Consider the following 12886-nt stretch of genomic DNA (forward strand, 5'->3'; position numbering starts at 1 on the left):
CTTTTTAGCTCCTCTCTAATACGCTTTCATTATAACTTGTTTGAAATAAAATTTCAACTATTTTTCTAAATATTTTTTAATTCCAAAATAAAATTTTATTTCTGTTCAAAAAAAAACGAGCGTGGAACAAAAATCACCTTGGATTTTTGCTCCACGCTCAAAAACTGATAAACGGCGGGAACAGAACCAACTCCTTCGGAAATAAGCCGAAATTCTCCAAAAATCAAAGATCAATTTTCGGAAATTTCTTCTTATTTCTCGGAGCTAAACGGTTCTGTCCCGACCTCGTCTAATGCATTAATTGGCTGTGGCAGAGCCAACTGGTGTACCAGCTGTAACCACGCCAGTTTTCTCTAACGAAAATTGTGCTACTTTATCCATGTTGGTAATAATGACAACCATTTCAGTTCCTTTACCAGCTGCTTTAATTGCTTCTAAATCAGCAATTGCGACCACCGTATCTGCAGTCACTTGGTCGCCTTCTTTCACTTTAATAGTGAACGGTGCCCCGTTTAACTCCACCGTATCGATACCCATGTGTAATAAAATTTCAAGACCGTTTGTCATTTTTAAACCAATGGCATGTTTTGTTTGGAAAACGCTTAAAACTTCTCCTTCAATAGGTGCATAAATTTCACCATTTTCTGGAACTACTGCATAGCCATCTCCCATCATTTTTTGTGAAAAAACAGGATCATTCACTTCACTGATTGGGATAATGGTTCCATTGGCAACGGCATACATTGTATTATTTTCGACAACTTCATTCTTTTTCTTCAAAAATCCAAACATTTCTCTTCCCCCATTTTTTAAAGTATCACTAGTATAGAAAAAAGTTTCATGAATTACAAGTGGCACCTTTGTATAATTCTAAAATTTATTTTAAAATAAGAATTTGCATTGGCATTTACTTTGTCAGCGGGTATACTTATACTTGATGTATTTTGCATTTATTTCAGAAAGGAATGGTGACATGCTTTTTGCTAACCTATGGAAAGCAATTATTCTTGGTATTATCGAAGGAATTACCGAGTGGCTTCCAATTAGTAGTACCGGACATTTAATTTTAGTGGATGAGTTTATTAAACTCGATCTAAGTAAAGATTTTATGGAAATGTTCAACGTCGTTATCCAATTGGGAGCGATTATGGCGGTTGTTATTTTATACTTCCACAAATTGAATCCTTTCTCACCAAAGAAAAATGGCGAAGAGAAAAAAGATACTTGGATTCTTTGGTCTAAAGTCTTAGTCGCTTGTTTACCAGCGGCAGTTATTGGTCTAAAATTTGATGATTATTTAGATGCACATTTTTATAACTTTTTAACAGTATCGATTATGTTAATTGTTTATGGGATTGCTTTTATTATCATTGAAAAACGAAATAAAAATGTTGCACCGAAGTGTACTAATCTAAAAGACTTCACTTATAAAGCCGCTTTAATCGTTGGTGCTTTCCAAGTACTGGCATTAATTCCAGGAACTTCACGTTCAGGAGCGACCATTTTAGGGGCAATCTTAATTGGGGCCTCACGTTTTGTTGCAACAGAGTTTTCATTTTTCTTAGGAATTCCAGTAATGTTTGGAGCAAGTTTTTTAAAAATCTTTAAATTCTTGGCCAAAGGAAATACGTTTGGGTCAGAAGAAATCATTATTTTATTAACTGGCTCTATTGTTGCCTTCGTTGTTTCCATCATTGCGATTAAATTCTTATTGAATTACTTGAAGAAAAACGATTTTACAGTTTTCGGTTGGTATCGTGTAATTTTAGGTGCGATTTTAATTGGCTACTGGTTATTCTCATAAAAATAAAACCGTTGCTTTCACTGTTGAAAGCAACGGTTTTATTTTTTTAAATCGCCAAACGTTATTCGCTCAATCCCCTGTTCTTCAAACCACTGACGAACACGAGGATCACAAATCGTTGCTAATTCTTTGCAGCGTAAAGTGGTATAAGAAGAATTGTCTAACACAAATTGATCCAAATACCCAACATCAAAATGCATCTCAGCAATTGCCGATTCCGGCATCCGTAATAAACCAAAGTCATCTTTTAAAAAATTCTCCACTGATACGCCTTCGTGAATATAAGATAACGCCCCAGACTCTAACAAATGTGTCACCTGGAAATAACCTTGTTGCGGTGGATATTCTTTTTCCCCACTATATTTCAGGGTTGTATGAAGTCCGTACTCTTCTGCTAATTCTAAAAATACTTGATCAACCACTTCATCACCAATCGAATGGCAATCAAAATGTTCAGGATAATGTCCAGTTAGTTCCTTAAAGCGCGTCAATTGCGCAATCGTTTCAAGTCGTACTTCTTCATATACGAAGGTTACTTGCTTTTGTTGACGATAATAAGAAGAGCGATGAAAATTGCCTTGTTCATCTACCAGTGAAGGAATCATACATGGGTCCGCACAAGGTTTCCCTAATAAAAAATTCGTATGCTGACCTACAAATAATCCTGGATAATTTTTTGCTAACGCAACGGCATGTTCTGCTGTTGGTAAATTGGGCATCAAAAGTGTCGACGTCGTTAAACCATCGACATAACTTTTGATAATGCCATGATTAATCGCTTCTGACATCCCAAAATCATCAGCATCAATAATTACTTTAACCAACAGCTCCCCCCTCTTTTCTTTACGTATTTTTGATGACAATTCCGACAATAATATTAACAGCTGATTCACAATCATTAATCGTGCGCTCAAGCTGATCATAAACATCTTTCCACTTGATAACTTTTAATAAATCTTTTTCGTTAGTCATCAAATCTTTCATGGCGCTACTGTATAATTTATCGCCTTGAGATTCAATCGTATTCACTTCATCAATAAATGAAACTAACGTTTTAGAATTTTTAAATTTTGCAAATTCCTTCGTTGCTGATTTAACGCCTTCTGTCGCTTTAACAATATAAGCAGTTAATTCTAGCGCGGGCGCAATCATTTCTTCGACAACTAAATGATCAAGTAAATAAGACAAACTATTAATGCTATCGATAATGTTATCTAAGTGATCCGTAATATCGACAATATCTTCTCGATCAATCGGCGTAATAAAGGAAATATAGAGTTCATTTAAAATTTTGCGAACAATTTCATCATTCTCTTTTTCCAATTGATGAATCGCTTCTGATTTTTTTACTAAGTTTTCTAATGAATAATTGTCTACAATTTCTTGCAAAACCTTTGCCGCTTCATAAGCATTTGTTGCTAACTGGTTTAATTCTCCAAAATAATCAAATTGTTTTTTACGTGCCATGTTTTTCTCTCCTTAAAAAATTGCAATAAATAATTTTGACATCACATAAGCGATCAGCCCACATCCTGGGAAAGTTAAAATCCATGCTATCAGCATTTCTTTCACGATACGCCAGTCAACACTTGAGATTCGCTTAGAAGCACCTACTCCCATAATCGCTGTCGTTTTTGTATGAGTAGTTGAAACTGGAATCCCAAAAGCCGATGCTAAAAATAAACAAATAGCCGTGCTTAAATCTGCAGTGAAGCCTTGATAGCGTTCGAGTTTTACCATATCCATCCCGACTGATTTAATGATTCTCATGCCGCCCACAGAAGTTCCGATGCCCATTGTAATGGAACACAGAACCATAACCCATAACGGAATCACAAAACCGCCACCTGTTTTTTCGACTAAATTATTATAAAAAAGCACTAACATGAACACGCCCATAAATTTTTGCCCATCTTGCGCACCATGTAAAAAAGCATTAGCTCCCGCACCAAAGGCTTGCCCAACTGTAAAAAATTTGTTGGCTTTTCTTCTAGGCACAGCCGAGAAAGCTTTCACAACAAGTTTGGCAATTAAATAACCGCCGCCAAAGCCCATAACGGTAGAAACAACTAGACCAACAAGCACTTTGATCCATTCCGAGCCATTGACTGCACCCAAACCACCTAATGCCATTGCCGAACCAGTCAAGCCGGCAATTAACGCATGGCTTTCACTTGTGGGAATACCAAAATACCACGCAGCAACTGCCCAAACCACAATTGAAAAAAGCGAAGCAGCCAAAGCCACCTGTGAAGCGTTTCCATTTGCGTCAAAACTAACAATGTTGCTAATCGTTTCAGCTACTTGGGCATTAAAAAAGGTCATGACTAATGCACCTAAAAAGTTCATCACAACAGCCATCCAAATTGCGACATTCGGTTTTAACACCCGAGTCGAGACAGCGGTTGCAATTGCGTTCGGCGCATCCGTCCAACCGTTAACAAAAATTACACCCATTACCAAAGTAATCGTTACCAATAATGCAATACTCACAAAGACACCACCATTTTTCATTTATCTATTTTATCATAGCATGTTTTAAAAAAAATGTATGCTTTTTTCTTAAGGCTCTGGCAAATTTTCTTATTTTTTTCTTGAAATTGTCTGTTAAGGAAAAAAACTTGTCGTCTTTTATTGCAATGGAACAATGGATTAGGTATAATGATTACTGTTGAATTACATTGGCTGACCAGTGTAAAACCTAAATCATCGGAGGTGAAACAAATGCCAAATATCGAATCTGCAATCAAACGCGTACGTACAAGTGCTAACGCGAATGCGAAAAATTCATCTCAAACAAACGCAATGCGTACAGCAATCAAGAAATTTGAAGAAGCTGTAGCTGCTGGAGCTGATAACGTCGATGCTTTATACAACGAAGCTGTTAAAGCTGTTGATATGGCTGCAACTAAAGGTTTAATCCATAAAAACAAAGCTAACCGCGATAAAATTCGTTTAAGCAAATTAGCTAAATAATGTGAGATAGAAGTTAGCATTCATGTTAGCTTCTTTTTTCATCAAAAAATGTCCAAGTCTGTTTTCACAAAGACTTGGACATTTTTTTATAAAGGTGAATCAATCCACGGTAAATCCGTTGTGAGATGTTGACTAAATAATTTAGTCTCTTCTCGCAAAGCTAAACGTTGTTGTCGTCTCGTTTCATAATTGGAACAAATCAACTTTTCTTCTGCAGTTTCTGGGACGACTGCCGCTAATTGGAAGTCACTTTCGGGATTCATATGAGACGGAATGGCTACAAAAGTTGTAAAACAAGTCGCCGCTAAATAACGCTCTCCAGTTGTTAAATCTTCTCCTACAACTTTAACAAATACTTCCATCGATTTATGATGCACGCCAGAAACAAACGTTTCAACACACACTGAGTGATTTTCTTTTAAAGGTTTTAAAAAATTTAAGTTATCTAAAGATGCTGTAACTGCCCCTCTCCGACAATGTCGTGAAACGGAAATGGATGCGGCATCATCAATTAAAGACATTAATTTCCCACCAAATAGTGCACCAAAGGGATTTAAATCAAAGGGAAATACACGATGTGTTTGAATCACTCGTGATTCTCGACAAAATTTTTCTTTCGTCATTAACGATTCCTCTACTTTCATTTATAAACTTTTCCACGCTTTACTTTAGCTTACTTTACCATTTGATGCAATCCTTACTTTTTAGGAAACATTTAAAAAATAACAAATTTGCAAGTCCCATTTATTCATTTTTAGGAAAGTTGCTGTATAATAATAACGGTTAAAGAACTTTTAAGGAGATGGATACACATGAAAATTGCAATTGCTGGTGCTGGCGCTATGGGCAGCCGTTTAGGAATTATGTTGCATCAAGGCGGAAATGATGTAACTTTAATCGATCAATGGCCCGCGCACATTGAAGCTATTCGTAAAAATGGTTTAATCGCTGATTTTAATGGAGAAGAAGTTGTCGCGAACCTACCAATCTTCTCACCAGAAGAAATTGACCATCAAAATGAACAAGTAGATTTAATTATCGCTTTAACTAAAGCACAACAATTAGATGCAATGTTTAAAGCGATTCAACCAATGATTACTGAAAAAACGTATGTACTATGTTTATTAAATGGCTTAGGTCATGAAGATGTACTAGAAAAATATGTGCCAAAAGAAAACATATTGGTTGGCATTACCATGTGGACAGCTGGTTTAGAAGGACCGGGACGTGTTAAACTTTTAGGTGATGGCGAAATTGAATTAGAAAATATTGATCCTTCTGGTAAAGAATTTGCTTTAGAAGTCGTTGATGTCTTCCAAAAAGCTGGTTTAAATCCAAGCTATAGTAGCAATGTTCGCTACTCTATTTGGCGGAAAGCCTGTGTCAATGGCACGCTAAACGGTTTGTGTACAATCCTTGATTGTAATATTGCCGAATTTGGTGCACTACCTGTTAGTGAATCCCTTGTTAAAACATTAATCAGTGAATTTGCAGCAGTCGCAGAAAAAGAAGCCATTCATTTAGATCAAGCAGAAGTCTATACACATATTGCTCAAACTTATGATCCAAACGGTATTGGCTTGCACTATCCGTCTATGTATCAAGATTTAATTAAAAATCATCGTCTCACAGAAATTGATTACATCAATGGTGCCGTTTGGCGCAAAGGACAAAAATACAACGTAGCAACACCTTTCTGTGCCATGTTGACACAGCTTGTTCACGGAAAAGAAGAACTATTAGGAGCTAAATAATAAGAAAGTACCAGAGACAATCGTTGTATGACGATTGTCTCTGGTACTTTCTTATTTTGCTTGTGCAGTCAATTTTAAAATAAATAATTGGAATAGTAATTCTTTATCCATTTGGCCCGTTTTCATGCGGTAATCATTTTCAACTAATTCATCATAAAGTCTTTCTAATCGAGACAATTCAAATCGTCGGACTTGTTGTAACGCTAACTTGACTCGATAAGGATGAACCTTTAATGTATCAGCAATATTCGCTTGTTGATAGCCCATCTTAGCCAAAATTTTTGTTTGTAGAAAAAGGCGAATCTGATTCAATAAGATTGCATTTAACTTAATGGTTTCTTCTCCTTGTAAAAGTAAATCTTCATACAATTGAACAGCTTTTTCACTGTTTCCAGAAAGTACTTCGTTGGTTAAGTCAAAAACATTATGTTCCAAAGACTTAGGGACTAATTCTTGAACCGCACCTCGTGTAATTATCTTCGTTTCAAGGGCATATAAATACAGCTTCTGTAATTCTCCCATAATTTTTGATAAGTTCAAGTCTGTCAATTGAAGTAATAAATCAAAAGCATCGGAGCGAATAGTGTACCCTTCACTCTCAATCGTTTGAGAAATGTACTGACGAATAGCCTTTTCATCCATTGGATTGACGTCAACTACTGTGGCATTTTTTTTCAATGCTTTGGTAATTTTTTTGCGTTCATCTAATTTTTCATAAGAGGCCATAAAAACAAGAACAGTTGTTGGTGATGGACTTTCCAAATAATTCAATAAAAGATTGACATCATGTTCCACACCGTTTGTTTTTCTTTCGGCAGTTAAAAAGTAAGGATTTTCCACAAAGACAAGGCGATAATCACCAAAAAACGGAATTGTTTCCGCTTCAGCAATCGCTGCACTTAAAGGTGTTTCCTCCATATCAAATGAGAAAAAGTTAAATTGATCATCCTCTTCCGTCAACAATTCTTTCATCAATGTTGTTTTAAATAATTCAGTTAAATAAAGTTCTGTTCCTATTAATAAATACACTGGAGCGATTTTTTGCTCTCGCACTTCTTTCAAAGCTTTTTGTAACTCCATTGGCTCGCTCCTTTTCTCGTTTCTCTTGTTTATCCTATCATGTTACTTCTGGAAATACTAGTCTTGTTCTTTAACAAATTTGGCTTTAGAAAGCCCTTGCCAAGGTAACCATTGATAATAAATCATTCCTTGAAGATCGGTCCGATAATAATTTATTTTTTGCTCCTCCAGCGTCGCTAATGTCTCCTGATGAGGATGTTTAAAACGATTATTCAGTCCAGCTGAAATCAATGCTTCTCGCGGATTAAGCTGTTTGATAAATCTTTTAGTAGACGACGTTTTACTACCATGATGACCGACTTTCAAGATGTCGATTTTCAACTGGGGATAGCGAGCCAACACTTGTTCTTCTCCTTCGGCTTCCAAGTCACCAGTAAATAAAAAATGCCGTCCGCCTAATTGTGTGGAAAACACTATCGAGTCATTATTGCCCCCAATACTGCTCTTATTTGGTGATAAAATTTGAAAAGAAACGGGCCCATTAATTCGCTTGGGCGCTAAAATCGGCCGACAGTCTGTCCCGCTTTTTTGGAGTTGTTTCAAGACTTGGCGAAACGAAAAATTGGCTTCAGCTGCTCCTTTAGGGAAATAAAGAACAGAAATTGGAACCTTCTGCGCAATGGCTAATAAATCGCCAAAATGGTCTTCATGTGCGTGTGTGATGATCACTTCATCTAAACGTTTGACTCCTTGACTTTTGAGAAAAGGAATCACTGAATATTCCGCTCCTGATCGACTATTTTTCCGTTGCCGCCAAGCTTCTTTGTCAAAAGACAACCGACCACCTGTATCGATTAGTGTATTTTTTCTGTGAAAAGGCGCTTGGATAAACAAACTATCCCCTTGGCCTACATCGATCATTGCAACAATGCCAATTGGCGAAAGGTATTTACTATTTATCAAAACAATTAGTAGTCCGATTGAGAAAAGAATTTTTTTAGACTTGTCTGCTAAATAAATCATTGAAAGTCCGATTAGTAATAACAAACTAATTTGTATCCAAGAATTTAAATAGCCGATGGTCAGCTTCGGATTTAAGTGAACTAGCACCCACTCAAATAAGCCATTCATTGTTAAAAATAGTGGTTCGAGCAAGGCTGCTAAATAACGTGCTGGCATAATAATCACTAGAAAAAAGCTCAACGTCAAAAGCGGTAACAAGAACCGTTCAAAAATTGGTAACAAGAGAAATGTTAAGAAACTTCCTAACAAGGGCCATTCATAAAATGATTGGACTAAAATAGGTAAGGAAGCCACAGCCAATAGGAAAGAGCCTAAACAATTTTTAATGAAAGGCGAAGAATAACCAACCAATGTTTGCTCTAAAAACAGCAGAACAAAAGAAAGTAAGTAACTAAATTGACCGGCGACTGAAAAAAAGAGGGTTGGCTGAACAATCAAGTGCACTAAGAGAGTTAAACTCCAACAATCGAGGGCCGGAACCTGCCAATTAAACCGTCGATTGAACGTATTGAGGTTTGTTTGTAAAAGCGCCCGCATGACACTGACTGAGAATCCTGTTAAACCAGCATATATCAGTGAAAAACCGCATTGCCACAAAAAATAACTTTCTTGCGTTCGGCGAGCAATTCTTAGCATTAGCAAGCGAAATAAACGAAGGAAAAAAGAAACATGCATCCCTGACAAACTAAAAAGATGCAAAATGCCTAATGCTGAAAATTTATCGCTTATTTCAGCAAATTCTTCATTACGAAAACCTAAGAGCAACGCATTCATATACATTGCACTAGTCTCAGCAAAATTTTTCTGAATATGTACCATCGCCCACTTCCGCCAGCCGCTAATGATTTCTTTAAACCGCCAAGAAAAAAAAGGACGCGGTTGTCCTATCTCCTCAATGAATAAAATAGCTTCGATTCCTTGATTCTTTAAAAATAGTTGATAATTGAAGCCATTTTTGTTGGTTTGACCTTGGGGCGAGTCTAAAATACCTACAGCGGTTGCCTGAATGGTTGTGGTTAGTTGTTGCCATTGCTGTTTTTCTTTCACACTTTTTAATTGATAAAATGCCATCACTTTCTGCCTTTTGCCTTTTACGATACAATTGGCAGGAAATTTTACTTGATCACCATCGACTTGTATTTCATCTGGTAATATCGTTAGCTGTCCTGACAAGCGGACTTCTTTAGGCAACAAAGAGACTGGCTTTAACCACTGGAAAATCAATATGCCCCCTACTATTAAAAAACTGCACAAAAAACCTCCCAATATAACAGGAAAACTTTTTGTACAGACAATACGGATAACAGTGATAGAAAAAAGAAGAGCTCCTAATAGACTAGGTGCGAAAAAACACCACAGCCCACAACTAGTCAGCAGAGCTATGAAGAACCAATTATTCCTCAGCTGAGGAAGGATTGTCCTCAAGTGTGGCAAATTCTTCTCCCCATTGTAATTCGGCAAAATATTTTGGTACTAAAATCACTTTTTCAACCGTGGCTCCTACTTGTTCAATTAAATTTAGGGCGTACGCATCATTACGGTAATCCTTTAAATAATAAATCTTTTTAATCCCTGCTTGTAAAATCATCTTTGTACATTGCAAGCAAGGGAAATGTGTCACATAAATTTCTGCCCCTTCTGTAGGGACGCCAAACTTCGCACATTGTAAAATTGCATTCATTTCTGCGTGGATTGTTCGAACGCAATGATTATCAACAACATAGCATCCTTCATCAATACAATGCGTTCCGCCACTGACTGAACCATTGTAACCTCCTGCAATAATTCGTTTGTCGCGAACAATGGTTGCTCCGACAGTTAAACGTGTGCAAGTACTTCTTAATGATAATAAGACGCTTTGTCCCATAAAATATTGGTCCCATGGAATTCGTTCCATAATAAACCTCCTTTATTTTTAATGACTCCTGTGTTCGATTTGCCAAATCATTTAATCTTATTACAAATAGTATGTTATCCGCATCCCATAGTCAAGAATTCTCAGGAATTTTCTGTTAAAAGTTAGCCAGTCACTGTCAACATGTCTTTTAAACGATCTACTGTTTTCTCTCCAATACCGGGAACATTTTTCAGTTCCTCGACGGTTTTAAACGGTCCTTGTTCGTCACGAAATCGAATAATCTCTTGTGCTTTTTTCGCACCGATTCCTGAAATCGTTTGTAGCTCTGCTTCTGTTGCCGTATTAAGGTTGATCTTTTCCTCCTGATTTTGCTGAGCAGGTGCTGATTCCTGCAGCGTTTCTAATGACTGTGCCACTGATTCTCCTTTTTTGGGCACGTAAATAATCATTTGATCTTTTACTTTTTGAGCGTAATTGACCTGGGCAGTATCAGCTTCCTCGCTCATGCCTCCAGCTAAAGCTAAAGCATCCCAAATCCGCTGCTGATTTTTTAGTTGATAGATTCCTGGTACTTTCACTGCGCCTTTAATATCAACATAGATCATTGTTTCTGCCCTTTCTTTTGTGGCATCTGTGGCGACCTCTGTCGTAGTGGTCAAACTTGTTTCTTCCCACATTGTGGTGTCTACTTGTGGCTCCTTATTAACCATCAAATAAATGCCCACTAATAGAGTTATCAAAATGACCATGAACACGCCACTACCTAGCAATAGCCACTTTTTGGGTAACTGTTTCAACCAATCCATCGTTTGCCCTCCCTTCAAAATATAATTACGCATTTTTTAACAAAAAAATGCGCCTGGACCAAAAATCACTAGTAATTTTTGGTCCAGGCGTACTTTTATTTTAATTTCTCTAGATAGTTCAAGGTATCTTGAACCGTTTTTACTGGGACAATTTTCATTTTTGTCCCAATTTTTTTCGCAGCTTCTTGTGCTTCTTGATAATTCGATTTGATTTTCGGTTCAACTTTTTTCATTTCTGAAGTTATTTCATCATCGGGTGCAAAGAAAATTTCTGCACCGTTCTCACTGGCAGTTACAACTTTTTTATCAATGCCTCCGATTCTACCAACGATTCCTTGACTGTTCATCGTACCTGTTCCAGCAATTTCATGACCTTTACGTAAATCTTTATGACTTAATTGTTCATAGGTCTGCAAAGTAAACATTAACCCAGCCGATGGCCCACCAATATCACCCGCTTCAATAGATACTGGGATAGAAGAATCAATTTCTGTATGATCAGTCAAACCAATACCAATCCCCGCTTTTTTATCTGTTGGCAATTCAATTAATTTGCCGGTCGCTTCTTTTGTTTTGCCATCTTGAATAAATTGAACAGTGACTTTTTGATTCACTTTTTGTGCTTTAATGTAATTCATTAATTCTTCACTGCTTTTAAAAGATTTACCATCCACGCCTGTCACGGTATCGCCAACTTCAATTTTTCCTTTAAAACTTGAGTTGTCTTCCATCGCTAACACATAGACGCCTTTAAATTTCATCTCATATGGAACCTTCGCTAATTTTAAGGCTTGCTCAATTGCGGCGTTTTTTGAGGAATCCATATAGTATTGTTGAATTCGATTATATTCGCTATTACTACTATCTCCCATTAATTCTTTTTTAGACATAACTTCTTGAAAATCCGAAAAGTTTGCTTTTATGGCAGAAAAAATAGTGGCCGAACGAATGCCCACCGTTGTTAAATAAAAAGCACCAGACTGCGTATCTTTTTTTCCATCAACAGTTACAAACTCTTTTAAATTTTCTGTCGTTCCTGGTCCTTCAATATAATAAGGAATTGGGACGATAAACAAACCAATTAGCAGCAATGCCAATACCATTGGAATGAGTGATTTAAACGAAAATTTTTCTGTTTTTTTATTCATAATTTTAGCTCCAGTCATTCTTCTTTTGTTTTAACGCATGATAAATATTGGGAGGAAGATAGTCAGACACATCGCCCCCAAAACGTAAAACTTCTTTTAGTAAACTGGAACTTACATGTGCATATGGTTCTTCTGCTAATAGAAAAACCGTTTCAATTTCTGGCGCCAGATGTTGATTCATTTTAGCAATGTCTTTCTCGTACTCGTAGTCTTTGACGTTTCTAATGCCACGAATCAAAAAATTAGCCCCTAATGATTTTGCACTTTCCACAGTTAACTGGGTTTCTTGCATGATAACACGCACATTTGGCATTTCTTTAGTTGCTTCTTCAATTAAATATTTTTTCTCTTCTGGCGTAAATAATGTTTGCTTACTTGTATTTATAAAAACGCCAATGATGACTTCGTCAAATAACTTCGCACTGCGTTCAATCAAATTTAAATGACCATTTGTCATCGGATCAAAACTTCCGGGAAATAGAGCAATTTTACGCATC

14 protein-coding genes are annotated in these 12886 nt (G+C 36.7%); 3 read left to right on the plus strand and 11 right to left on the minus strand.

Features of this window, described 5'->3' with window-relative positions; genetic code table 11:
* Positions 1-297: 297 nt before the first annotated feature.
* The gene (locus IGJ46_RS09215; protein ID WP_002385759.1) at positions 298-858 is read right to left on the minus strand and encodes a PTS sugar transporter subunit IIA; all 561 of its coding nucleotides are present in this window, start codon (positions 856-858) and stop codon (positions 298-300) included.
* A 115-nt stretch (positions 859-973) separates the two neighbouring features.
* Between IGJ46_RS09215 and IGJ46_RS09220 the strand changes: the two genes are divergently transcribed.
* Positions 974-1804 carry an undecaprenyl-diphosphate phosphatase gene (locus tag IGJ46_RS09220; protein WP_002356708.1) on the plus strand — a complete coding sequence of 277 codons (831 nt, stop codon included), beginning with the start codon at positions 974-976 and terminating at the stop codon, positions 1802-1804.
* Positions 1805-1842: 38 nt separating this feature from the next.
* On the opposite strand, the gene IGJ46_RS09225 is transcribed toward IGJ46_RS09220, so the two are convergent.
* Genes IGJ46_RS09225 through IGJ46_RS09235 form a run of 3 tightly spaced genes read right to left on the minus strand, consistent with a single transcriptional unit; the run spans position 1843 to position 4318 of the window.
* Entirely contained in the window at positions 1843-2628 is a 786-nt protein-coding gene (locus IGJ46_RS09225) for a ChbG/HpnK family deacetylase (RefSeq protein ID WP_002372196.1), read from the minus strand.
* A gap of 19 nt (positions 2629-2647) precedes the next feature.
* Entirely contained in the window at positions 2648-3271 is a 624-nt protein-coding gene (locus IGJ46_RS09230; RefSeq protein WP_218391206.1) for a DUF47 domain-containing protein, read from the minus strand.
* Between the two features lie 12 nt (positions 3272-3283).
* The gene (locus IGJ46_RS09235) at positions 3284-4318 is read right to left on the minus strand and encodes an inorganic phosphate transporter (RefSeq protein ID WP_002356704.1); all 1035 of its coding nucleotides are present in this window, start codon (positions 4316-4318) and stop codon (positions 3284-3286) included.
* A gap of 210 nt (positions 4319-4528) precedes the next feature.
* On the opposite strand from IGJ46_RS09235, the gene rpsT reads away from it, so the two are divergent.
* Positions 4529-4780 carry a 30S ribosomal protein S20 gene (gene rpsT, locus IGJ46_RS09240; protein ID WP_002356703.1) on the plus strand — a complete coding sequence of 84 codons (252 nt, stop codon included), beginning with the start codon at positions 4529-4531 and terminating at the stop codon, positions 4778-4780.
* A gap of 86 nt (positions 4781-4866) precedes the next feature.
* Here rpsT and IGJ46_RS09245 read toward each other — a convergent pair whose 3' ends face one another.
* Positions 4867-5424: an acyl-CoA thioesterase gene (locus IGJ46_RS09245; RefSeq protein WP_002382741.1), complete on the minus strand. Its 558-nt coding sequence runs from the start codon at positions 5422-5424 to the stop codon at positions 4867-4869.
* 168 nt (positions 5425-5592) lie between these two features.
* On the opposite strand from IGJ46_RS09245, the gene IGJ46_RS09250 reads away from it, so the two are divergent.
* Positions 5593-6534, plus strand: coding sequence for a ketopantoate reductase family protein (locus IGJ46_RS09250; protein ID WP_002397139.1), 942 nt, complete (start codon positions 5593-5595; stop codon positions 6532-6534).
* 51 nt (positions 6535-6585) lie between these two features.
* On the opposite strand, the gene holA is transcribed toward IGJ46_RS09250, so the two are convergent.
* From holA to coaD, 6 genes are all read right to left on the minus strand, one after another.
* Positions 6586-7614 carry a DNA polymerase III subunit delta gene (gene holA, locus IGJ46_RS09255; RefSeq protein ID WP_048737975.1) on the minus strand — a complete coding sequence of 343 codons (1029 nt, stop codon included), beginning with the start codon at positions 7612-7614 and terminating at the stop codon, positions 6586-6588.
* A gap of 57 nt (positions 7615-7671) precedes the next feature.
* The gene (locus IGJ46_RS09260; protein WP_218391579.1) at positions 7672-9936 is read right to left on the minus strand and encodes a DNA internalization-related competence protein ComEC/Rec2; all 2265 of its coding nucleotides are present in this window, start codon (positions 9934-9936) and stop codon (positions 7672-7674) included.
* Positions 9937-9970: 34 nt separating this feature from the next.
* Entirely contained in the window at positions 9971-10474 is a 504-nt protein-coding gene (locus IGJ46_RS09265) for a ComE operon protein 2 (RefSeq protein ID WP_218391207.1), read from the minus strand.
* A gap of 122 nt (positions 10475-10596) precedes the next feature.
* Positions 10597-11274, minus strand: coding sequence for a helix-hairpin-helix domain-containing protein (locus IGJ46_RS09270; RefSeq protein ID WP_430613769.1), 678 nt, complete (start codon positions 11272-11274; stop codon positions 10597-10599).
* 62 nt (positions 11275-11336) lie between these two features.
* Positions 11337-12407, minus strand: coding sequence for a SepM family pheromone-processing serine protease (locus IGJ46_RS09275; RefSeq protein ID WP_218391209.1), 1071 nt, complete (start codon positions 12405-12407; stop codon positions 11337-11339).
* Positions 12394-12885 carry a pantetheine-phosphate adenylyltransferase gene (coaD, locus tag IGJ46_RS09280; protein WP_002356693.1) on the minus strand — a complete coding sequence of 164 codons (492 nt, stop codon included), beginning with the start codon at positions 12883-12885 and terminating at the stop codon, positions 12394-12396. The genes IGJ46_RS09275 and coaD overlap by 14 nt, the downstream gene beginning before the upstream one ends.
* Position 12886: the final 1 nt, after the last annotated feature.

The organism is Enterococcus sp. AZ120, from assembly GCF_050546165.1.
GTDB classification, from domain to species: domain Bacteria; phylum Bacillota; class Bacilli; order Lactobacillales; family Enterococcaceae; genus Enterococcus; species Enterococcus faecalis.

What these genes read in the sequence shown, in the direction of transcription:
- IGJ46_RS09250 (WP_002397139.1), top strand. Translation starts at nt 5,593, where the DNA reads ATGAAAATTGCAATTGCTGGTGCTGGCGCTATGGGCAGCCGTTTAGGA.
- IGJ46_RS09265 (WP_218391207.1), bottom strand. Translation starts at nt 10,474, where the DNA reads ATGGAACGAATTCCATGGGACCAATATTTTATGGGACAAAGCGTCTTA.
- IGJ46_RS09230 (WP_218391206.1), bottom strand. Translation starts at nt 3,271, where the DNA reads ATGGCACGTAAAAAACAATTTGATTATTTTGGAGAATTAAACCAGTTA.
- IGJ46_RS09220 (WP_002356708.1), top strand. Translation starts at nt 974, where the DNA reads ATGCTTTTTGCTAACCTATGGAAAGCAATTATTCTTGGTATTATCGAA.
- IGJ46_RS09270 (WP_430613769.1), bottom strand. Translation starts at nt 11,274, where the DNA reads ATGCGTAATTATATTTTGAAGGGAGGGCAAACGATGGATTGGTTGAAA.
- IGJ46_RS09235 (WP_002356704.1), bottom strand. Translation starts at nt 4,318, where the DNA reads ATGAAAAATGGTGGTGTCTTTGTGAGTATTGCATTATTGGTAACGATT.
- coaD (WP_002356693.1), bottom strand. Translation starts at nt 12,885, where the DNA reads ATGCGTAAAATTGCTCTATTTCCCGGAAGTTTTGATCCGATGACAAAT.
- IGJ46_RS09245 (WP_002382741.1), bottom strand. Translation starts at nt 5,424, where the DNA reads ATGAAAGTAGAGGAATCGTTAATGACGAAAGAAAAATTTTGTCGAGAA.
- rpsT (WP_002356703.1), top strand. Translation starts at nt 4,529, where the DNA reads ATGCCAAATATCGAATCTGCAATCAAACGCGTACGTACAAGTGCTAAC.
- IGJ46_RS09275 (WP_218391209.1), bottom strand. Translation starts at nt 12,407, where the DNA reads ATGACTGGAGCTAAAATTATGAATAAAAAAACAGAAAAATTTTCGTTT.
- holA (WP_048737975.1), bottom strand. Translation starts at nt 7,614, where the DNA reads ATGGAGTTACAAAAAGCTTTGAAAGAAGTGCGAGAGCAAAAAATCGCT.